We start from the raw sequence: 22108 nt of genomic DNA on the forward strand, positions 1-22108 counted from the left end.
GCAGACTGATCATCGGCAAAGGGGTAGCTATCATGTCATTGCGCGATCGGCTCGAATCAATCCAGCCCAGCTCCGAAACCTTGCAGGCCATCGTCAAGTCGGCCACTTCGGCCAATTACGAGTCCTATCACGACCTGAAATCCCGTATTCACCAGAAACTGCTGGAGCGGGTTGATCTGGGAGTGATGGAAAGCCTCGCCCCCGAGCGCCTGAAAGACGAGCTCAAGATCCTGGTGGAACGGCTGCTGGCCGAAGAAAATGCGGCGCTCAACGACAACGAGCGGCGCAGCCTGGTCAAGGACATCCAGCACGAAATGCTCGGCCTCGGCCCGCTGGAGCCACTGCTGGCCGACCCGACCATCTCCGACATCCTGGTCAACACCTTCCAGCAGGTCTATGTCGAACGCCGCGGCAAGCTGGAACAGACCGATGTGCGCTTTACCGATGATGCGCACCTGATGAAGATCATCGACAAGATCGTGTCGCGCGTCGGACGGCGTGTCGATGAATCCAGCCCGATGGTCGATGCCCGCCTGCCGGACGGCTCCCGCGTCAACGCCATCATCCCGCCGCTGGCGATTGACGGGCCGATGCTGTCGATCCGCCGTTTTGCCGCCACCCCGCTGCGCCTGAACGACATCATTGAGCTGAAAAGCCTGACACCAGACATGGGCACCGTGATCAAGGGGCTGGCCAAGGCCAAGATCAACATGCTGATTTCCGGGGGTACCGGTAGCGGCAAGACCACCCTGCTCAACATCCTGTCCGGTTTCATTCCCGATACGGAGCGCATCATCACCATTGAAGATGCCGCCGAACTGCAGCTGCAGCAGCCGCACATCATCCGGCTGGAAACCCGCCCGCCCAATATCGAGGGCCGGGGCGAAGTGCCGCAACGGGCACTGGTGCGCAACAGCCTGCGCATGCGGCCGGATCGCATCATCCTTGGCGAGGTGCGCGGTGCAGAGGCCGTCGACATGCTGCAGGCGATGAACACCGGTCACGAAGGCTCGATGGCCACCATCCACGCCAACACCCCGCGCGACGCCATCACTCGCATGGAAAACATGGTGGGCATGGCCGGGATGAACCTGCCGCCCAAGGTGATCCGCCAGCAGATCAGCTCGGCGCTGAGTGTGGTGATCCAGGTGGCGCGCCTTACCGATGGCAAGCGCAAGGTCACCAGCATCCAGGAGATTACCGGCACCGAGGGTGACGTGATCACCATGCAGGAGATCTTCCAGTTTGTACAAACCGGCATTGGTGTGGACGGTGCGGTACAGGGCTACTTCTGCGCCACCGGTGTGCGGCCGAAGTTCATCGAGCGCCTGAAAACGCACGGCGTGGAGATTTCGGACGCGCTGTTCGACCCCAGCAAACGATTCGAGTAGGTGCCATCATGGACACGACCTTTGCCATCCTCATCCTGCTGATCTTTGTCGCGGTGGTCTTCCTGCTGGAAGGCGCCTTCCTGACCTGGAACTCGTACAAGGGTCCGGAGGCCAGCCGCATCGAACGCCGCTTGCAGGCGATGTCTGCCGGCGCGCACCACGGCGAAGCGATGCAGCTGATGAAAGAACGGCTGCTCAGCGACTCCAAAATGATACAGCGCGTCCTGCTGGCATTCCCGCGCGTGCACAAGCTGGACCGCATTCTGGTGCAGTCAGGGTTGAAGCTGAATGTCGGGGTGTTTCTCGGCTTCAGCCTGGCGCTAGGATTGGCCGCATTCATTGCCAGCCGCTTTTTCCCGCTGCCGCTGCTGTTGTCGCTGCTGATCGCGCTGGCGGGCGCCTGCATCCCGTGGATGATCGTCATGAATGCCCGCCACAAGCGACTGGTGCAGTTCGAGGCGCAACTGCCGGATGCGCTAGACCTGATGTGCCGGGCCTTGCGCTCCGGCCATGCCTTGCCGCAATCGTTGAAGATGATCGGCGACGAAATGTCCGATCCGATCGCCGGTGAATTCCGCATCGCCTTCGACGAGGTCAACTACGGCTTCTCGATGCAGGAGGCGCTGATGAACCTGGCGACGCGCATCCCCAGTACCGACCTGCGCTACATGGTGATCGCGGTGCTGATCCAGCGCGAAACCGGCGGCAATCTGGCCGAGCTGCTTGGCAATATCAGCGCGCTGATCCGGGCGCGGCTGAAACTGTACGGCACCATCCGGGTGCTGTCGGCCGAAGGCAAACTGTCGGCGTGGATCCTGACCCTGCTGCCGTTTGCAGTGGGCGGGGTGATCCAGCTGATCAATCCGGGCTTCCTTAAGGTGTTATGGGAAGACCCCAGCGGCTTCATGATGGTCGCGCTGATCGGCTGCATGATGATCGCCGGGATTTTCTGGATGCGGCAGATCATCAAGATCAAAGTCTGACGGCACCCTTACTTGTCATGGCGAGGAAACAGTCATGAATACCTCACAATGGATCTACCTGGCGATCATCTTTCTGGTGGTGTTTGGCGTTGCGCTGACCATCTCGATGCAAGTCGCCCCCAACCGGGTAAAGGCCCGTCTGGAAAAGGTGGTGCAGGCGGATACGCCGCTGGACACCGACAATGCCTCGGCCTGGGTGGCCAAGGCCATCAAGATCGCCACGCCGCTGGCGAGGCTGTCGGTGCCCTCCGACGGCTGGGAAAGCTCGCCGATCCGCATCCGTTTCATGAATGCCGGCTACCGCGGCACCTCGGCGATACCGCTGTACTTCGGCGCCAAGACCCTGTTGGCGCTGGTGTTCCCGGGCGTGCTGTTTCTGTACATCGGCCTCACCGGCGGGCACATGGAAGGCAACAACTTCCTGATCTCGATGCTGTTTGCCGCCGCAGTCGGCTACTACCTGCCCAACATCATCCTGGCGCGGCGCATCGAGCAGCGGCAGCAGGAAATCTTCAACAACTTCCCCGATGCCATCGACCTGCTGCTGGTCTGTGTCGAAGCCGGTCTGGGGCTGGACGCGGCGCTGCTGAAAGTCGGCGAGGAAATCCGCATCAAGAGCACCATTCTTGCCGATGAGCTGCATCTGGTGAACCTGGAGCTGCGCGCCGGCAGCAGCAAGGATCGCGCGCTGCGCAACCTGGCGATGCGTACCGGGGTGCAGGAGGTGGATACCCTGGTGGCGATGCTGATCCAGGCGGACCGCTTCGGTACCAGTATCGGCGAATCGCTGCGCGTGCATGCCGATGATCTGCGTACCAAGCGCCGCCTGCGCGCAGAAGAAGCCGCTGCCAAGATCCCGCTTAAGCTGTTGTTTCCACTGATTTTCTGCATCTTTCCTGCCCTGCTGCTGGTGTTGCTGGGGCCGGCATTCATCCAGATCTACCGCGTGCTGCTGCCATCGTTCGGCGGTGGCGGTTAGCCGGGCGTGGCGCAAGCCGTTATCGAGCATGTCATGGGAGAAAACGCCATGAAAAACACTCCGCTGCTGTTGTCGCTGCTGTGCTGTGTCCCCCTGCTGCAAAGCTGCGAATCGGTGCCGCCGAAACAGGCGTGGGGCTTCCAGCCGCTGCTGAAGGTGCGCCATGGCAATGAAAGCCCGGCGGCGTACTATCAGCTTGGCCGCTACTATCAGGGCCAGAACCGGAGCGACCTCGCCATCCCGGCATTCCAGCAAGCACTGGCGCTGGACACGCACTATGCCGAAGCCCACAACGCGCTTGGTAGCCTCTACGCCGGTCAGCGCCAGTTCGAGCTGGCGATTATGGAATTCCAGCTGGCACTGGCGGCCGCGCCGGATACCGCGCACTTCTATAACAACCTTGGTTATGCCTACTACCTGCAAGGCCGCCCGGTCGAGGCTGCCGCTGCGCTGGAGAAGGCAGCGGCGCTGAAGCCGGGCGATGCCAAGATCACGACCAACCTCAATCTGGCATTGGCACAAAAAACCAAGGCCGAACTGGTGCAACAGGCGTTCACCCCGGCCACGGTCAGTCCGCCGGCAAGCACCGCCAGTAATGTCGCCGCGCCGCCAGTAGCCCAGCCAGTAACAGAAGCTGCGGTGGCAGTGCCCGCGCTGGCACCGGCCAGCCCGCCGGCTGCTGTCGAAGCAATAGCTCCGTCGCCATCCCTGCCCGCCACCCCGCCGCTGGTGGCGGAGCCGGCTCCCGTTATCGCACCACTACCGTCACTCCAGCCGGCACCAGCCGAGCGGCAGCAAGCAGTAGAAACGGCGGCACCAACCATGTTGGCCGCAGCACTGCCGACGGATACGCCGCCATCGGCGCGCGCAGCCCTGTACGAAGTGTCCAACGGCAACGGTATAACCGGCATGGCCCGCCGCGTGAACCAGGCCTTGCTCGCTCAGGGCTACCCGGCGGCACGGCTCACCAACAGCAAGCCGTTCCGTCAGCCGGTGACCGTAGTCGAGTATCGCCCCGGTTATGCCGGTGTGGCCGCAAGGCTGAGCGCCAGCCTGCCGTTGAAACCGGCCATTACGGAAAAAGTGGATCTGCGCCAGAGTACCGATGTCCGGCTGGTGCTGGGCCGCGACGTGATGACCCACCTCGCGCTGGTCACACCACGGCAGCGTGAAACCCAGCTGGCGCTCGGTGCACCGCCACGGCTGGTGAAACCTTGAACGACGGTTGCCGAACAAGCTGCCTGCTGGTGGGCAGTGTGAAGCAGTTAGCTAAAGCCAAGGCGCCAATCTCCTGTCAGTCGACGGTTTGATTGGCATCTTTCTGGTTTTGTCTGATTGATTTTGGTGGCTGCATAACGACGCGTGGCAGAGTCGTTACCACGAAGACCATTTTTCTTACCACTGAATTACCACAAAAAATGGATGATGCACGGTGACAGGTCGTGACGGCAAATGAAATGCGCCGCCTTATCTGGCAAGGGTTGTAGCCCTATTTATTACCAGTTAAGACGGCGCATTATTGAGTTCTGGCGGAAGCGGTGAGATTCGAACTCACGGAAGGCTCACACCTTCGGCGGTTTTCAAGACCGCTGCCTTAAACCACTCGGCCACGCTTCCTTGCGTTGTGCAGAACAACAACAGGCCGCGATTATATTGATGCCGCTGCGGTTTGCCAAGATTTTTCCGGTACGCACCGGCTGCCGTTTCGTGCCACCGGCGGCGGTGCAGAGGCCCAGCCTGTCTGCCGTATCGCCGTGTAAGGCTAACGCACCAACTGCGCAGCCAGTGCCTCGGCGGCGCGCAGAGCCAGCGCATAGATCGACAGTTGCGGGTTGGCGCCGATGCTGGTCGGGAACATCGACCCGTCGATCACACTCAACCCGGCAACCTGCCAATGCTGCCCCAGATGGTCGATCACGCCCTGGCGTTCATCGCCAGCCATCGCGGCACCACCCATCACGTGGGCGCTGACCACGCGGGTGCGCAGCAACTGCATCGGCAGCGCCGCGATCATCTGCTGCGCCTGCGGCCAACTGCGGGCCAGGCCGGCGTTCTCGTGAACCGGCAGCACCGCGCGGGCGCCGGCGGCAAACTGGATTTCCGCCATCTGCAGCAGTGCCCGCCGCGCGGCCTGCCACTCCACGTCGCCCAGCACATAATCCAGTTGCGGCGAGCCATCGCGGCGCAGTCGCACCTGTCCACCCTGGCTGTCGGCGTGAAAACCGTCGCGTAGCAGTGCGAGGGTGACATTCAGGTATGGCAATTGCCGCATCAGCCGCGCGTGCTCATCCCCCAGCCCCGGCAGCGTGGCGGCAAAGATCAGCGGATGAATCGGTGGCACTTCCAGCTTGAAGCCAAGCGGCCCGTCCAGTGGCTGGGTGTGCAGGAAGTGGTCGCTGTACACGCTTTGCGGCGCACCGTGATAGCCGTCAATACGCTGCGGCATGATGGCGCCGGACAGCAGTACCGGGTGCAGGAAGGTGCGCCGGCCGACCAGCCCGTACGGATCCGGCAGTTGGCTGCGCAGCAGGATGGCCGGGGTGCCGATGGCGCCGGCGCTGAGCACTACATGGCGGGCACGAACGGTGATCTGCCGGCCGGTGTGGCGAATGCCGGGGCCATCCAGCGCCGCGCCGGTGATGCCCAGCGCGCGCTTGCCGTCACGGCTGGCCAGTACCCGTGTCACCGCGACCCGTGTCAGCAGGCGTGCACCGCGCTGCAGGGCGGCCGGCAAGGTGCTGACCAGCATCGACTGCTTGGCATTGGTCGGGCAGCCGGTGCCGCAATAGCCCAGATTCCAGCAGCCGCTGACATTGCGGTGGATGCGGCCAACCTTGATGCCGAGCTTGTCGCAGCCTTGTGCCAGCACCGCGTTGTTGGCGTTGGGGGCGACTTCCCAGTCGCGGATGCCGAGACGCTGTTCCGCGCGCTCGAACCACGGACGCAGTGCCTCGTCCTGCAGTGGCTGCAGTCCGTACTGCTCGCGCCACCAGCGCAGGGTGTCGGGCGGGGTGCGGAAGGAACTGGTCCAGTTGACGGTGGTGCTGCCACCGACCGTGCGCCCCTGCAGGATGGTGATGCCCTTGTCGGCGGTCTGGCGGTTGGCCGCCTCCTGGTACAGTTGCGGGTAGGCGTCGCTTTCGCGCAGGCGGAAGTCGCGGCTGCTTTTCAGCGCGCCCTCTTCCACGATTACCACGTCCAGGCCGGCCTGGCTCAGCACCTCCGCGCTGATGCCGCCACCGGCGCCACTACCGACGATGACCACGTCGCATTCCAGCGCCAGGTCGCGCTCGAGCGTGCTGGCATCGAGCACCTGCCAGCCGCTGGCCAGCCCTTCCTGCCACGGATCGGGCAAGGTGTTATTCATCGCAGGAATCCTTGAATGGCGGGCGGAAGCCGGTAGCCGATGGCGTGCTGCTGGCTGGCGGCACCGTAATGGGCGGCATACACCAGGTTGTGCAGCGCCTGGTAGGCACTGCGCTGCAAGGCGAAACGGCTGTGCCGCCAGCGCTGCAGGAAGGCGCGGATCTGTTGCGGGCTGGCGTCCGGCCACGCTGCGGGTATGCCGGCCAGCCAGCGCCGTACCAGGGGCTGTTGCAACAGGTCGAACAGTTCGCGCACCTCTTGCTGCAGCGGTAGCGGCAGGCTGGCAATGGCCAGCAGCACGTTGGCCGCAACGGTGGCCGGCTTGCAGGCAACGCGCTCGCCCAGCAGCGCCGGGGCCAGCTGCTGCAGCCATTGCCGGTCCTGCTCGCTGGCAACAAAGCCTGGCGCTGCGGCGGGTCGCAGCCAGTAGCCGCCGGCGCTTAACAGCACGCTGCCGGCGATGCCGCAGCCGAGTAATTGGCGTCGACTGAGCTTCATCGGCCGATCATCCAGCGCAACAGCAGCTTGACGGTGTTGCCATACGGCGGCGCGGTCAGCCAGGTGCCGCTCAGGCGTGACTGGTACAGCACCGGCTTCAGTTTGGAGAAGGTCAGGAAGCCTTCGTGACCATGGTAGTGGCCCATGCCGGAGGCGCCGACGCCGCCAAAGGGCAGCGCCTCCTGGGCCACGTGCAGCAAGGTGTCGTTGACGGTGACGCCGCCGGCAATGGTGTCGCGCAACAGCCGCTCGATGCGCGCCTTGTCGTGGTCGAACAAATACATCGCCAGAGGCCGTGGCTGCTGCCGCAGCAGTTCGGCGGCCTGTTCCAGCGAGTCGTAGCCGATGACGGGCAGCAGCGGGCCGAAGATTTCCTCCTGTCGCACCCTGCAGTCCGGCGGCGCCTGCTCGATCAGCGTCAGCGGCAGCTTGCGGGCGGCGGCGAGTGCGGCCGGCGTTTCGTTGGCGGGATTGATGGTGGTGAGCACCGCCCCGGCGGCCTGCGCCTGTGCCGCGAGCGCTTGCAGGCGCTCGTAGTGCGGCACGCTGATGATGGCGCTGTAGTCGGCATTGCTGGCCAGGGTCGGGTAGGCACGTGTCGCCGCGTCGCGCAATGCCGCAACCAGCGCGGCCTGTTGCGGGCGCGGCACCAGCACATAGTCCGGCGCGACGCAGGTCTGCCCCGCATTCAGTAGCTTGCCGGCCACGATGCGGCGCGCAGCGTGCTGCAGGTCGGCGCCGGGTGCCACCAGCACCGGCGACTTGCCGCCCAGTTCCAGCGTCACCGGTACCAGGTTGGCCGCCGCGGCCTGCATGACCTCGCGGCCAACCCTGGTCGAGCCGGTGAACAGCAGGTGGTCGAACGGCAGGCTGGCAAAGGCGCGCGCCACGCCAGCGTCGCCAGTCACGACGCGGACCACGTCGTCGCCGAGATAACGGTTCAGCAGCGTGGCCAGCAGCGTGCCGGTGCGTGGCGTCAGCTCCGACATCTTCAGCAGTGCCCGGTTGCCGGCCGCCAGCGCCGCCACCAGCGGCCCCAGCGCCAGGAACAGCGGGTAATTCCACGGCACGATGATGCCGACCACGCCCAGCGGCTGCGGCAGCAGCCGGGCCCGCGCCGGCTGGAACCACAGCGATACCGGCCGCCGCTGCGGGCGCAACCATGTTGCCAGCTGTCGCCGCGCGTGGCGGATGCCGGCCAGCGTCGGGAATACCTCCGCCAGCCGGGTTTCCACCACGCTGCGATGGCCGAAATCCGCGCTGATGGCAGCGGCCAGCTCGTGCTGGTGCTGCTGCAACAGGCGGGCCAAACCATCCAGCCACTGCCGACGTTGTGCCAGCGACGGGTACGGCACAAGGTTGGCCGCATCGCGCAACTGGCTCAGGTGATTGGTGAGGGTGACGGCGGTGTGTGCGGCAAGCTGCATGTGATAAGCTCCATTCTGGTTGCCGTCAAACGATTGTTTAGAGTCCGTACTCTATGCGGTTGTGTTCCATTTGTCACGAGCGAATTGTCATGTTGCTTCCGTTCTTCAATGCCCTGCGTGCCGCCGGACTGCCGGTGTCGCTAAAAGAGCACCTCACCCTGCTGGAGGCGCTATCGCGACAGCTGGCGTTTGGCAGTGTCGACGAGTTTTACTATCTGGCGCGCACCATCCTGATCAAGGACGAAAAGTATTACGACCGCTTCGACCAGGTGTTCGGCCACTGCTTCAACGGCCTGGCGCTGGAGCTGGAAGACCTGCAGACCGCGATCCCGGAAGACTGGCTGCGCAAGCAGGTGGAGAAATTCCTCTCCGATGAGGAAAAGCGGCAGCTAGAGGCGCTGGGCTGGGACAAGCTGATGCAGACGCTGCGCGAGCGCCTTGCCGAGCAGAAGGAGCGTCACCAGGGCGGCAACAAGTGGATCGGCACAGGTGGCACCAGTCCGTTCGGTGCCTATGGCTATCACCCGGAGGGTGTCCGCATCGGGCAGCAGGCGTCGCGCCACCGGCGCGCGGTCAAGGTGTGGGATCAGCGCGAGTTCCGCAATTTTGACGACCAGGTCGAGCTGGGTACGCGCAACATCAAGGTGGCCTTGCGCCGCCTGCGCCAGTTCGCGCGCGAAGGCGCCGCCGAGGTGCTGGATCTGGATGCCACCATCGCCGCGACCGCGCGCAACGCCGGCTTCCTCGATCTGCAGATGGTGCCGGAGCTGCACAATACGGTGAAGCTGCTGGTGCTGTTCGATGTCGGCGGCTCGATGGACGACCACATCCGTGCCTGTGAGGAGCTGTTTTCGGCGGTGCGCAGCGAGTTCAAGCATCTGGAGTATTACTACTTCCACAACTGCGTCTATGAAGGGGTGTGGAAAGACAATGCACGTCGCCACGGCCAGAAACTGTCGACCTGGGACCTGATCCACACCTTTGGCAGCGACTACAAGCTGATCTTCGTCGGCGATGCCAGCATGAGCCCGTACGAGATCGTCTACCCCGGCGGCAGTGTCGAGCACATGAACGAGGAGTCCGGCGAGGTGTGGCTGCGCCGCCTGCTGGCGCAGTTCAGGCACGCGGTGTGGCTGAATCCGATGCCGCAGGAACACTGGGGCTATACCCAGTCCATCGGCCTGATCCGGCAGCTGCTGCAGGAGCGCATGTATCCGCTGACGGTGGAGGGCATCGACAGCGCGATGCGCCAGCTACGCCACAGCGTCAGCTAGCACCGTCGCTTGCGGCCAACGTTTTCTCGATGCGCCGCGCAAACACCGTCATTTCCTTCGCGGCCTGCTTGTCGCCGCGCTGCTCGGCCACCGCGATGCCGTCACGGTAGGCCTGCAGCGCCTGTTGCGGCTCGCCGCCGGCCTGCAAGGCCTTGCCCAGCAGTTTCCACGCCGCGGAATAATCGTGCTGGAAGGCCAGCGCCGCCCTCGCCTCGCGTATCGCCTGCGGCCACTGTTCCAGGCGGGCGTATTCATTGGCCAGGCCGAAGCGCAGCAGTGCGCCGTCGCGCGGGCCGTCGACCAGTTTTTGCAGGCGTTGCAGGGCTTCGTCGTTCATATCGGGGACTCCGGGTGCGGGTTGCGGGCGGCGCGGCTTCGCGACGACCATGGTTTCATGTTATAAGCTGGCGCCGCTATTGGCTGCCGGCATTTACAATGACAGCCTATTGCCAGTCGTCGGCGCCTGCCTCTAGACTGCGGAAACGTCATATTCCTGAAAGGAAAGCTACCCATGTTGCACAGTTTCCTTTCCTCATGCCAGTCGCGACGCTGGCCGGCCCTGCTGCTGGGCGTGCTGCTGGGCTTGCCGCCACTTGCCAATGCGGCGTGCACGCGGCTGGTGGCCTCCGGCAATCCCGAGTATCCGCCCTTTCTGTGGCAAGACCCGAAAAACGACAGCAAGCTGATCGGCGCCAATGCCGAGCTGATGCAACTGGTGGCCCGCGAGATCGGCATCCCGATCGAGGTGCGCTATGTCGGGCCGTGGGGCCGGGTGCAGGAGAGTGCGCGCAACGGCCGCATCGACCTGATCGCCGGCGCCTTCCTGACGCAGCCGCGGCTGACCTACCTGCGCTACCTGCAGCCGGTGATCCGCGATACGCAGACCCTGATCTGGACGCGGCAGCAGCACCCGCTGCAATACCAGCGCTGGGAAGACCTGCAGGGGCAGGAAGGCATCACCGTGGTCAACAACAGTTTTGGCCAGGCTTTCGACCAGTTTGCCGCGATCAACCTCAAGTTGCAGCAGGTCGGCAGCGTCAAGAACGCGCTGCAGATGCTGAGCCTGGGGCGTGCCGACTACCTGATTTACGAGGATGCACCGGGTCTTGCCTATGCCGCCAGCCTCAATATCAGGGGCTTGCGTGCATCCTCAGTGCCGGTCAGCCGCGAAAAGCTGTACCTGACCGTGGCGCTGGCTTCCGTCTGCAATAACGAGCAACTGGCGGAGCGCCTGTCGCGGGCTATGAAAAAACTCAGTGACGACCGGGTAATGGACGCGTTGGTGGAGAAGTACCTGCGCGTGTGGCAGGCGCAGAGCAGTGCCGCGCGCCGGCCCGGCTGAAGCGTGCCGGTGAGCGGTAACCGGCGCTAGCGCCGAGCCGGTGCTGTTGCGGCCAACCTTGGCCTGCTGTCGCAAGTCTCCGCTCACAAATCGCCGACCACAAAAAAAGCCCCGCAACCGCGGGGCTTTTTGCTGCAGGCAAAGCGGTACTGGCCGCTGTGACTTAGGCTTTTACAGTGTCAGCCACATCCTGGTAGTCCTGGATCTGGTTGAAGTTGAGGTACTGGTATACCTCGGCGCCGCTCTCGTTGATGATGCCGATGTTGGCCTTGTACTCCTCGACGGTCGGGATCTTGCCCAGCTTGGAGCAGATCGCGGCCAGTTCGGCCGAGCCGAGATACACGTTGGTGTTCTTGCCCAGACGGTTCGGGAAGTTACGGGTCGAGGTCGACATCACGGTCGCGCCTTCGCGCACCTGCGCCTGGTTACCCATGCACAGCGAGCAGCCCGGCATTTCGGTGCGGGCACCGGCCATGCCGAACACGCCGTAGTGACCTTCCTTGGTCAGCTGTTGCGCATCCATCTTGGTCGGCGGGGCAACCCACAGCTTGACCGGCAGGTCGCGCTTGCCTTCCAGCAGCTTGGACGCGGCACGGAAGTGACCGATGTTGGTCATGCAGGAGCCGATGAACACTTCGTCGATCTGGGTGCCGGCGACTTCGGACATGAACTTCACGTCGTCCGGGTCGTTCGGGCAGGCCACGATCGGCTCTTTCACGTCGGCCAGATCGATTTCGATCACGGCGGCGTATTCGGCGTCGGCATCGGCATTCAGCAGTTCACCGTTGGCGATCCACTCTTCCATCTTCTTGATGCGACGCTCCAGGGTGTGGGCGTCCTGATAGCCTTCGGCGATCATGTACTTCATCAGGGTGATGTTGGACTGCATGTACTCGACGATCGGCGCCTTGTTCAGGTGCACGGTGCAGCCGGCGGCGGAGCGCTCGGCGGAAGCGTCGGACAGCTCGAAAGCCTGTTCTACTTTCAGATCCGGCAGGCCTTCGATTTCCAGTACCTTGCCGGAGAAGATGTTCTTCTTGCCGGCCTTGGCCACGGTCAGCAGGCCCTGCTTGATCGCGTACAGCGGAATGGCGTTCACCAGGTCACGCAGGGTCACGCCCGGCTGCAGCTCGCCCTTGAAACGCACCAGCACCGATTCCGGCATGTCTAGCGGCATCACGCCGGTAGCAGCGGCAAAGGCCACCAGGCCGGAGCCGGCCGGGAAGGAAATGCCGATCGGGAAGCGGGTGTGCGAGTCGCCACCGGTGCCGACGGTATCCGGCAGCAGCAGACGGTTCAGCCAGCTGTGGATCACGCCATCGCCCGGACGCAGCGCCACGCCGCCACGGGTGGAGATGAAGGCTGGCAGCTCCTTGTGCATCTTCACGTCGACCGGCTTCGGATAGGCGGCGGTGTGGCAGAACGACTGCATGACCAGATCGGCGGAGAAGCCCAGGCAAGCCAGGTCTTTCAGTTCGTCGCGGGTCATCGGGCCGGTGGTGTCCTGCGAGCCGACGGTCGTCATCTTCGGTTCGCAGTAGGTGCCCGGACGCACGCCTTGGCCTTCCGGCAGGCCACAGGCGCGGCCAACCATTTTCTGTGCCAGCGAGAAGCCCTTGCCGGAATTGGCCGGGTCTTTCGGCAGGCGGAATTCGGTGGAGGCTGGCAGGCCCAGCGCTTCACGCGCCTTGGAAGTCAGGCCGCGACCGATGATCAGGTTGATACGGCCGCCGGCGCGCACTTCGTCGAGCAGTACGTCGGATTTCAGGCTGAATTTTTCGACCAGCTGGCCGTCTTTCTCGATCTTGCCTTCGTACGGGTAGATGTCGATCACGTCGCCCATTTCCAGCTTGGACACGTCCACTTCGATCGGCAGCGAGCCGGAGTCTTCCTGGGTGTTGAAGAAGATCGGTGCGATCTTGCCGCCGAGGGTCACTCCGCCGAAACGCTTGTTCGGTACGAATGGGATGTCCTGGCCGGTGGCCCACACCACCGAGTTGGTGGCGGATTTGCGCGAGGAACCGGTGCCGACCACGTCGCCGACGTAAGCGACCAGGTTGCCTTTTTTCTTCAGGTCTTCGATGAACTGCATCGGGCCGCGCTTGCCGTCTTCTTCCGGCGTGAACGCCGCATCCGGACGGGTGTTCTTCAGCATCGCCAGGTAGTGCATCGGGATGTCGGGGCGGGACCAGGCATCCGGCGCCGGAGACAGGTCGTCGGTGTTGGTTTCGCCCGGCACCTTGAACACGGTCACGGTGATCTTTTGTGCCACTTCCGGACGGCTGGTGAACCACTCGGCATCGGCCCAGCTTTGCAGCACGGCCTTGGCATTGGCGTTGCCGCCTTCGGCCAGCACTTGCACGTCGTGGAAGAAGTCGAATACCAGCAGGGTTTTCTTCAGGCCTTCGGCGGCGATGGCGCCAACCTGGGCGTCGCCCAGCAGGTCGATCATCGGCTTGACGTTGTAACCGCCCAGCATGGTGCCCAGCAGTTTGGTCGCGGTTTCGCGCGAAACCAGCGGCGACTTCACGCTGCCTTCGGCGACGGCGGCCAGGAACGAAGCTTTGACCTTGGCGGCGTCGTCGACACCAGGCGGCACGCGGTGAGTGATCAACTCGACCAGTGTCTCTTCTTCGCCGGCTGGCGGGTTCTTCAGCAGTTCAACCAGTTCTTCGACTTGTTTGGCGGTCAGCGGCAGTGGTGGAATGCCCAGTGCGGCGCGTTCTGCGACATGTTGGCGGTAAGCTTCTAGCATGGCTTGGGACCTTTTTGCTGGGGTTATGTGCAAGTTAGTCTGTCGACAGCGGGTGAATGTCTGCCGGCAACCACCCGGCCGCATCGGGACAATGACAGCCGGTCGGGATGGTGAAAGATTACGCCGTTCCTAGGGTGAGCACAAACGAGTAATCGCAACATTGCCTGTGAGATATAATCACACCATGAATGCCTACCCTCCCCTTAACGGATTGCGTATTTTCGAGACGGCAGCAAGGCTGGAAAGCTTTTCTGCTGCGGCCAACGAGCTACATGTTACTCATGGTGCTGTGAGCAAGCAGATCAAGCAGCTGGAGGACTGGCTGGGGGTGCAGCTGTTCGAACGCACTGGCGGCCGCGTCAAGCTGACCGACACCGGTTGGCGCTATCTGGTGCAGGTGCAGGACGGCCTGGACCTGATCGCCAACGCCACCTCGCAGCTGCTGCAGCCGGATCGCCAGCGCCGCCTGTCGATCAACTCGACACCGACCTTTGCCATGTACTGGCTGCTGCCGCGACTGGCTGATTTTCGTGCTCGCCATCCGGACATCGATCTGCACATCGTCACCTCCGATCGCGACATCAGTCGGCTGGACACGCCGTTCGACATCGCCATTCGTCGTGGTCCCGGCGACTGGCCCGGCCACCTCGCCAAGCCGTTCCTGGAGGAATGGGAGCTGCCACTGTGTCATCCCGCATTGCTGAAAAAGATACCGCTCACCAGTCCGGCTGACCTCGCGCAGCACACCCTGCTGTATGCCGATACGCGGCCAACGGCGTGGCAGCGCTGGCTGACCCTGGCGGCGGTGCCGGAGCTGAAGCCGGCCAGCCGGCTGCATTTCGACCGCTTTTCGCTGGCGCTGCAGGCGGCGCTGGACGGGCTGGGCGTGGTACTGGGGCCGCTGCCGATGGCGCAGCGCGAGATCGATGCCGGCCGGCTGGTGGCGCCGCTGTCGCTGCCGATTGTGCCGGTGCGGGATTACTGCTGGATTGCACCGCGCGCCGCGATCGACGATACCGCCATCAACGCCTTCTGCCAGTGGCTGGAGCAGCAGGCTGTCATGCATCAATAATGTGCGGATTACCAATTGACAGCCACCGGCGGCGGTCGTCTATGCTGGGGCACACTGTGTAACGGGTAATGACTATGCTTTTCGACATGTGTCACCTGACGGTCTGTCTGGTGGAGCCTTCGCGGGCGCAAGGACAGATCATCCAGCACCATCTGCAGGAACTGGGCATCGAGCGGGTCGATCGCGTCGAGAGCGGCGCCGAGGCGCTGGCGCGCATCCATCTGCCGCCGTTGCCGGACATTGTGATTAGCGCGATGTACTTGCCGGACATGACCGGCGCCGAGCTGGTGATGGCGATGCGCGGCGATGAGCGGGTGCGCGAGATGCCGTTCGTGCTGGTTTCCAGCGAAACGCGACCGCAGCAGCTGGATGCGATCCGCCAGGCCGGCGCGATGGCGATTTTGCCCAAGCCGTTTACCCCGGCGCAGCTGGACAAGGCGATCAGCAGTTCGCTCGATTACCTCAATGTCGAAGACACCCGCAGCGAGCTGGAATCGCTGGATCTGTACGCGAAGAAGATCCTGCTGGTCGACGACAGCACCGTATCGCGCAGCTTCATGCGCAGCGTGCTGGAACGCTTCGGTTTTTGCGAGATCACCGAGGCCGACAACGGCCGCAGCGCGGTCGGGCTGCTGGCGGCCGGCAATTATTTCGACCTGATCATCACCGACTACAACATGCCGGAGATGGATGGTTGTGAGCTGATCGAGCATATCCGCACCAGCAGCCAGCTGGTTTCGGTGCCGATCCTGATGGTGTCCGGCGAGCAGGACGAGCAAAGGTTGGCCGCAGTCGAAGAAGCCGGCGTGTCCGCCATCTGCGACAAGCCGTTTGACATCGGCACCCTGAAGAGCCTGATCAGCCAGTTCCTGTAGCGCTGATGGCCGCACCCTTCGCCGCCGGCATGCCGGCAGCGGGTGCCGGGCTTAGCGTGGCGGCACCCACACCAGGCGTTCTGCTGCACCGCTCGCCTGTCGCCGCCAGTAACCTTCCTTGCCGAATGCGGCGGGCGATGCCAGACCACCCTCCCACGACAGCCGGCGCACCGGCAGCTCGCCGCGGCGCAAGGCCTCGGCCTGCTCTGCCGGACTGCTGGCGGCGGCCAGCAGGCAGCGCGGCTGCGTCAGTAGCACCAGGTGGTTGAACAGGCTCAGCAGTGCCGCGCGCCATGGTTGCACCGCCGGGGTGTCCGGCAACTGCAGGCTGTCACCGCCACGCAAGGTCAGCGCCAGCACCTCGGCGTTCTGCTGCCACCAGCCGCTGTTTCCCTGCGCAAAACCGGCGGCCAGCATCAGCACCTGCCAGGCGCCCTCCTCGTCACTGTGCACGTAGGCACCGCTGCCATCGGGCAGTGCGATGAAGCACGCCGCCAGCGCTAGGGTTGGCGCCGCCGGCAGTGCCTTGGGCGGATGTGTCGCCGCCAGCGCGGCGCCCAGTGCCGCATCGCACCGCAGCAACTGGCGGCCGTGACGCACGAAGTGGCCATACGCCTGAGCCAGCAACCCCTCGGCCTCCTGTCGTGTCGCATCCAGCCCTACGCCGCCGGGAGCCGCCTGCAATGTGCGGCGCAGCAAGGCGTCGCAGTCGGCGACGGCGCTCTTGCCGCCATGTTCAAACAGGTGCGCCACCCGCTTGGCCCATGGCCGGCTGGCAGCATAACGAACAGGATGAAACGAAACAGTCACGGGATGGCTCCGGAAAAAAGGCGCGATTGTAGCGGAAAGCCTGTCACTACGACGCCGCATTGTGATGTCATCTGAAAGCGGGTAAGCTCGTCGTTGCGCTGAAAGTTGCTTGCAATGCTAGGCGCGGACGCCTGCGCACTGGTTGTGCAAGCATCCTTCCCTTGTTTTACAAAGTGCTTTGTGGCCGGCCTCGTGCCGGCTTTTTTTCGCGTGGCGGATGCCGGATTCAGGGAGCAAGCGATGACAACTCTGGGCTTTGTCGGATTGGGGTTGATGGGGGTGCCGATGTGCCGGCGCCTGCTGGCGGCCGGGCATCCACTGACAGTATGGAACCGCTCTACCGCCAAGGCCGACAGCCTGCGTGCCGCGGGTGCCGTGGTCGCGGCCAACCTTGGCGAACTGGTGCGCGGCAGCGACATCATCATGCTCTGCCTGGCCAATGACGAGGCGGTGCGGGCGGTGTGGCAGGCGGAGGGTGGCATCCGTGCGCAGCTGCGCCCCGGCCAATTGCTGGTCGACTTCTCCAGTACGTCGCCGGCGCTGACCCGGCAACTGGCGCAGCAGGCGGCCGAGCACGGTGCCGCCTGGGTCGATGCGCCGGTGTCCGGTGGTGTGCGCGGCGCGGAAAACGGCACGCTGGTGATCATGGCTGGCGGCCTGGCGCCGGACATCGCCCGCCTGCAGCCCTTTGCCGCCTGCCTGTCGCAACGGCTGAGCCACATCGGCGGCCATGGTGCCGGACAGGTTGCCAAGGTCTGCAACCAGCTGATCGTGGCCAGCAATGCGATGCTGATCGCCGAAACGGTGCAACTGGCGGAGGCGGCCGGTATCGACGCCAGCCTGTTGCCGGCGGCGCTGGCCGGCGGCTTTGCCGATTCGCTGCCGTTCCAGATACTGGCGCCGCGCATGGCGCAGCGCCAGTATCAGCCGCTGCAGTGGAAGGTGGCCACCCTGCTCAAGGATCTCGGTAATGCGCGCCAGCTGGCGTCCGAACACGACGCAACGCTGCCGCTGGCCAGCCTCGCGGCCGACTTGATGGCCCGCCATGCCGCGGCCGGCTACGCCGAGCAGGACCTGAGCACGGTGATAGCCTGTTATCTGCCCGATAGCGAGGTGCGCTGAGATGCCGCGTTTTGCCGCCAACCTGTCGCTGCTGTTTACCGAGCTGCCGTTGCCGGCGCGCTTCGCCGCTGCCGCGGCCGCCGGTTTTGACGCGGTCGAAATCCAGTTTCCCTACGACTATCCGGCGCCGCTGCTGCGTGATGCCGCGGCCGCGGCCGCGGTCGACATCATCCTGATCAACCTGCCTGCCGGCGACCTGATGGCCGGCGGTTATGGTCTGGCCAGCCACCCGGCGCGCACCACGCAATTCATGGCGGCGCTGGCCGAGGGCGAACACTACGCGCAGGTGCTGGGCGTGCAGATGGTCAATGTGCTGGCCGGCCGCTTCGATGCGCAGCAGGACGCGGCGCTGGCGCGGCAGACCCTTGCGGCCAACCTGGCGCTGGCGGGTGCGCGCCTCGCGGCACACGGTGTTCGCGTCACTTGCGAAGCGATCAACAATCTCGACATGCCCGGTTTTGTGGTGAGTACGCCGGCCGAGTTGGCCGCAGTGCTGGCCGAGGTGGCGCACCCCAATGTCAGCATGCAGCTGGACCTCTACCATCTGGCGCGGATGCAGCTGGATCTGGCCGGCACCTTGGCGCAGTACCTGCCGCAGACCGGCCACATCCAGTTTGCCGATTGCCCTGGCCGCCACGAGCCCGGCACCGGCGAGCTGCCGCTGGCGCAAATCTTTGCCTTGCTGGACGAGCTTGGCTATACCGGATGGTGCGCCGCCGAATACAAACCGGCCACCAGCACGGCGGATAGCCTGTCCTGGCTGGCTTCTTGGCACTGATTTTTTCGGTTGTTGCGGTGCAGCACAATTAAAAATCAGCTACTTGCCGCTGTTGTTCGCAGAAAACGCTTGCCAAGCGTAATTAATTTCCATAGAATGCGCCCTTTCCTGATTTGCTGAGCGGAAACACCCGCGCCGCCAGCTTCCACGATTTCATCGTATCTGACCGTTTTTGGCTTCGTTTCTCGCCTCGTCCTTTCCGTTCGGACTGCAGTTCGCCGCTTTGTCAGGTTGGTTCGATGACCTGTAACCCTTAGCGGGCTAACGCACCGGCCATAAGCCGGACTGAAAGGATCACCATGCATTTCTCCGATCTCGGACTCCCAGAACCTATCGTTCAAGCACTGACCAAATCCGGCTACGAAAGCCCGACCGACGTTCAGGCTGAAGCCATTCCTGCCGCCCTGCTGGGCAAGGACCTGCTGGTATCGGCACAGACCGGTAGCGGCAAGACCGCCGCCTTCCTGCTGCCAGCCCTGACCAAAATGGGCGAGCGCTCCAAAGGTTCCGGCAATGGCCCGCGTGTTCTGGTACTGACCCCGACCCGCGAACTGGCCTCCCAGGTAGAAAAGAACGCCCAGGTTTACGGCGAACACCTGCGCTGGTTGCGTACCGTGACACTGGTCGGCGGCGCTTCGTTCGGCTTCCAGACCCGCGCCCTGTCGCGTCCGGTCGACATCATCGTCGCCACTCCAGGTCGCCTGATGGATCACATGCGCTCCGGCCGTGTTGACTTCTCCCGCCTGGAAATGCTGATTCTGGACGAAGCCGACCGCATGCTGGACATGGGCTTCATCGAAGACATCGAAACCATCGTTGCCGCCACCCCGGCCGATCGCCAGACCCTGCTGTTCTCCGCCACGCTGGACGGTACCGTTGGCCGCATGGCAGAGAAGATGACCCGCTCGCCACAGCGTATCGAGATTGCCCGCAAGGAAGACGGCGGCAGCATCGAAGAACACCTGCTCTACGCCGACGACAATGCCCACAAGGCCCGTCTGCTGGACGCCATCCTGAAAGAGTCCGATTTTGAACAGGCGGTCGTGTTCAGCGCCACCAAGATCGGTTCCGAAGAAATCGCCGACAAATTGTCGGACATGGGCTACTCCGCCGCCTGCCTGCACGGCGACATGCCGCAGAACTGGCGTAACCGTACCCTGAACGACCTGCGTCGCGGTCGCATCAAGATCCTGGTTGCCACCGACGTGGCCGCTCGCGGTATCGATGTGCCGGCCATCGGCCTGGTAGTGAACTACGACCTGCCAAAACAGGCGGAAGACTACGTGCACCGTATCGGTCGTACCGGTCGTGCCGGCCGTAGCGGCGTGGCGATCACCATCGCCGAATCGCGCGAATTCCACCGCGTGCGCCGTATCGAGCAGTACATCAAGCGCTCGCTGACCGAAGCCGTGATCCCAGGCCTGGAGCCGACCCGTCGTCCGCCAAAAGGCCGTCCGGCCGGTGCCCGCAACAACGGCCCGCGTCGCGGTAATGGCGGTGGTTACGGTGATCGCAAGCCGGGTAGCGGTGGCGGTTACGCCGGTCGCAGCAGCAGCGGTCCACGCCGCAGCGGCAGTGGCGGCGGCAGCAGCTACAGCGGTAGCCGTGCCCCACGCGCTGAATAAGCCGACATGAAAAATCCCCGATGCCTGCATCGGGGATTTTTTTCGTTTGCGGCCAACCTTGGTTGCCCTGGACTGACGGTGTCGTCTTAGTGGCGCGCGGCGTGCGATTTGTCGGAGTACATCTTGCGGTCGGCGGCGCGTAGCAGTAGTTCCGGCTCGTCACCATCCTCCGGATACAGCGCCACGCCGATGCTGGCGGAGACACGATACAGCGCGCCCTCATCGCGCACCGGCCGGTCGATGGCCATCTCGACCTTGCGCGCCAGCGTCGCCAGGGTCAGCTCGTCGCTGACCTGCGGAATCAGCAGCACGAATTCGTCGCCACCGACCCGCGCCACGGTGTCGGAGCGGCGCAGCAGGGCCATCAGGCGGTCGGCCACGGTCTGCAGCACCTTGTCACCGGCGGCATGACCGTAGCGGTCATTGACCTGCTTGAAGCGATCCAGATCGACAAACATCACCGCAAACTGCTGGTGCAGGCGTTCCGCGCGGCGGATCTCCTGCCCCAGACGGTCGAACAGCAGGGTGCGGTTGATGCAGCCGGTCAGCGCATCGTGCGAGGCCTGATACTGGATCAGCTGTTGCGATTCCTTGGCGTCGGTGACATCCATTAGCACACCAAACAGCAGCGGCTCGCCCTCGCGCTCCACCACCTGCGCGCGTAGCGCCAGCCAGCCGTAGCCGCTGTCGCCGTGGCGTAGGCGTACTTCCACTGCTAGCGGCGTGCGCTGCTGCAGGCTGTGCTGCAGCGCATCGCGCCAGCGCTGGCGATCCTGCACCAGCATCCGGCGCTCCACTTCCACCAGCGGCAACAGCGGGCGCGGCTCGACGGCCAGCAGGCGGCAGGCCTCTTGCGACAGCGACACCTGCCCGTCCTGCGGCGCGTAACTCCAGTGCCCCAGGCGGGCCACCTGCCCTGCAAGCCGCAGCCAGCCCAGCTGCTCCTCCATTGCCTGTTGGGTCTGCATCGCCTCGTCGGCGGCCAGCTTGCGCTCCACCACGACCGCCGTCCAGCGCGCCAGGTGCTGCACAAACTCGGTGTCGGCACTGGAAAACGGTGCACGCGGTGCGCTGGCGCAGAACGCCAGCGTGCCAAATATGCGGCCCTGCACCAGCAGCGGTATGCCGATGTAGGCGCGGAAGCGGAATTCGCGGTAACAGGCGCTGTCGGCCAGCGCCGTTTCCAGCACATCGGGCAGGCACAGCAGCTGGCCGTTCTGCAGCGTGCGTTCGCAATAGGTGAGATCCAGCGGCAGGGACTTGCCGCGGCTCAGATCATTGCCGGCGTGGCAGGCAATGATTTCCAGTTGCGTGGCCTTGCGCTGGGCGACAAAGGCGATTTCCATGCCCAGTGCCGCCGCGCCGGCAGCCAGTGCACTGTCCAGTCGGTGCAGGCGGTCTTTCTCGCTGGAGGCAGCCAGATCGGAGAGGATTTGCAGATAGTGTTCGCGCTGGCGGCGCTTTTGCTCCTGCTCGTGCCAGTCCTGTAGTGGCACCAGCCGGTAGGCGGTCAGCGCGTTCGCCTGCAGGCCGGGCAGCAGGCCGAACAGGTGCGAGTCCAGCTGGCAGGGCAGCATGTCTGCCGGTAGTGGCGCGCCCTGCCACTCGCCGGCCCGGGCAAGCGGTAGCACCATGCCTATGCTGGCCGCTTCGCCCAGCAATTGCCTGGCTGCGGAATTGCAGGCGCGTAGCCGCTGTTGCGCATCGAGTAGCAGCCAGGGCGCGGCCGCAGTGTGCAGTAGCGTCAGCAGGCCATCATCAAGCACGTTCTGCATATCCGTAACCCGAGAAAAAGTTTTGGCATATTACGG

Annotated in this window: 18 protein-coding genes and 1 tRNA gene; 11 read left to right on the plus strand and 8 right to left on the minus strand. The window is 64.1% G+C overall.

The window, feature by feature from the left end:
• The first annotated feature begins 32 nt into the window (after positions 1-32).
• From ACG97_RS00525 to ACG97_RS00540, 4 genes are read left to right on the plus strand one after another with little or no spacing between them, the layout of a single operon-like run.
• The gene (locus tag ACG97_RS00525; protein WP_047965356.1) at positions 33-1391 is read left to right on the plus strand and encodes a CpaF family protein; all 1359 of its coding nucleotides are present in this window, start codon (positions 33-35) and stop codon (positions 1389-1391) included.
• Between the two features lie 8 nt (positions 1392-1399).
• The gene (locus ACG97_RS00530) at positions 1400-2374 is read left to right on the plus strand and encodes a type II secretion system F family protein (protein ID WP_047965357.1); all 975 of its coding nucleotides are present in this window, start codon (positions 1400-1402) and stop codon (positions 2372-2374) included.
• Positions 2375-2408: 34 nt separating this feature from the next.
• Complete coding sequence (locus ACG97_RS00535) at positions 2409-3353, plus strand: type II secretion system F family protein (protein ID WP_047965358.1); 945 nt, start codon at positions 2409-2411, stop codon at positions 3351-3353.
• A gap of 48 nt (positions 3354-3401) precedes the next feature.
• On the plus strand, positions 3402-4571 hold the full coding sequence (locus tag ACG97_RS00540; protein ID WP_047965359.1) for a LytR C-terminal domain-containing protein: 1170 nt from the start codon (positions 3402-3404) through the stop codon (positions 4569-4571).
• Positions 4572-4880: 309 nt separating this feature from the next.
• Here ACG97_RS00540 and ACG97_RS00545 read toward each other — a convergent pair.
• From ACG97_RS00545 to ACG97_RS00560, 4 genes are all read right to left on the minus strand, one after another.
• Positions 4881-4970 (minus strand) — tRNA-Ser (locus ACG97_RS00545).
• Positions 4971-5115: 145 nt separating this feature from the next.
• Positions 5116-6720, minus strand: a complete 1605-nt coding sequence (locus ACG97_RS00550) for a GMC family oxidoreductase (protein ID WP_047965360.1) — start codon at positions 6718-6720, stop codon at positions 5116-5118.
• Positions 6717-7217 carry a hypothetical protein gene (locus ACG97_RS00555; RefSeq protein ID WP_047965361.1) on the minus strand — a complete coding sequence of 167 codons (501 nt, stop codon included), beginning with the start codon at positions 7215-7217 and terminating at the stop codon, positions 6717-6719. The genes ACG97_RS00550 and ACG97_RS00555 overlap by 4 nt, the downstream gene beginning before the upstream one ends.
• A complete protein-coding gene (locus ACG97_RS00560) occupies positions 7214-8644 on the minus strand; it encodes a coniferyl aldehyde dehydrogenase (RefSeq protein ID WP_053068008.1) in 1431 nt (476 codons plus the stop codon). Before ACG97_RS00560 ends, ACG97_RS00555 begins: the two co-directional genes overlap by 4 nt.
• A gap of 89 nt (positions 8645-8733) precedes the next feature.
• On the opposite strand from ACG97_RS00560, the gene ACG97_RS00565 reads away from it, so the two are divergent.
• Complete coding sequence (locus ACG97_RS00565; RefSeq protein ID WP_047965362.1) at positions 8734-9918, plus strand: VWA domain-containing protein; 1185 nt, start codon at positions 8734-8736, stop codon at positions 9916-9918.
• On the opposite strand, the gene ACG97_RS00570 is transcribed toward ACG97_RS00565, so the two are convergent.
• Complete coding sequence (locus tag ACG97_RS00570; protein ID WP_047965363.1) at positions 9911-10255, minus strand: hypothetical protein; 345 nt, start codon at positions 10253-10255, stop codon at positions 9911-9913. The genes ACG97_RS00565 and ACG97_RS00570 overlap by 8 nt on opposite strands.
• A gap of 174 nt (positions 10256-10429) precedes the next feature.
• Between ACG97_RS00570 and ACG97_RS00575 the strand changes: the two genes are divergently transcribed.
• Complete coding sequence (locus ACG97_RS00575; RefSeq protein WP_047965364.1) at positions 10430-11260, plus strand: ABC transporter substrate-binding protein; 831 nt, start codon at positions 10430-10432, stop codon at positions 11258-11260.
• Positions 11261-11423: 163 nt separating this feature from the next.
• Here the strand turns inward: ACG97_RS00575 and acnB are convergent, their stop codons facing one another.
• Positions 11424-14015: a bifunctional aconitate hydratase 2/2-methylisocitrate dehydratase gene (gene acnB, locus ACG97_RS00580; protein WP_047965365.1), complete on the minus strand. Its 2592-nt coding sequence runs from the start codon at positions 14013-14015 to the stop codon at positions 11424-11426.
• 184 nt (positions 14016-14199) lie between these two features.
• Here acnB and gcvA point away from each other — a divergent pair, with 184 nt between their 5' ends.
• On the plus strand, positions 14200-15087 hold the full coding sequence (gene gcvA, locus ACG97_RS00585) for a transcriptional regulator GcvA (protein WP_047965366.1): 888 nt from the start codon (positions 14200-14202) through the stop codon (positions 15085-15087).
• 68 nt (positions 15088-15155) lie between these two features.
• Complete coding sequence (locus ACG97_RS00590; RefSeq protein ID WP_238377223.1) at positions 15156-15962, plus strand: response regulator; 807 nt, start codon at positions 15156-15158, stop codon at positions 15960-15962.
• 51 nt (positions 15963-16013) lie between these two features.
• Here the strand turns inward: ACG97_RS00590 and ACG97_RS00595 are convergent, their stop codons facing one another.
• Entirely contained in the window at positions 16014-16772 is a 759-nt protein-coding gene (locus ACG97_RS00595; RefSeq protein ID WP_156167830.1) for a hypothetical protein, read from the minus strand.
• 240 nt (positions 16773-17012) lie between these two features.
• On the opposite strand from ACG97_RS00595, the gene ACG97_RS00600 reads away from it, so the two are divergent.
• From ACG97_RS00600 to ACG97_RS00610, 3 genes are all read left to right on the plus strand, one after another.
• Positions 17013-17894, plus strand: coding sequence for an NAD(P)-dependent oxidoreductase (locus ACG97_RS00600; RefSeq protein ID WP_047965369.1), 882 nt, complete (start codon positions 17013-17015; stop codon positions 17892-17894).
• 1 nt (position 17895) lies between these two features.
• Positions 17896-18672 (plus strand): hydroxypyruvate isomerase family protein, encoded by a 777-nt coding sequence (locus ACG97_RS00605; RefSeq protein WP_047965370.1) that lies wholly within the window; start codon positions 17896-17898, stop codon positions 18670-18672.
• Positions 18673-18971: 299 nt separating this feature from the next.
• Complete coding sequence (locus tag ACG97_RS00610) at positions 18972-20297, plus strand: DEAD/DEAH box helicase (RefSeq protein WP_047965371.1); 1326 nt, start codon at positions 18972-18974, stop codon at positions 20295-20297.
• An 86-nt stretch (positions 20298-20383) separates the two neighbouring features.
• On the opposite strand, the gene ACG97_RS16790 is transcribed toward ACG97_RS00610, so the two are convergent.
• A complete protein-coding gene (locus ACG97_RS16790) occupies positions 20384-22072 on the minus strand; it encodes a diguanylate cyclase domain-containing protein (protein WP_053068009.1) in 1689 nt (562 codons plus the stop codon).
• Positions 22073-22108: the final 36 nt, after the last annotated feature.

It is taken from the genome of Vogesella sp. EB (assembly GCF_001037925.1).
Lineage (GTDB): Bacteria > Pseudomonadota > Gammaproteobacteria > Burkholderiales > Chromobacteriaceae > Vogesella > Vogesella indigofera.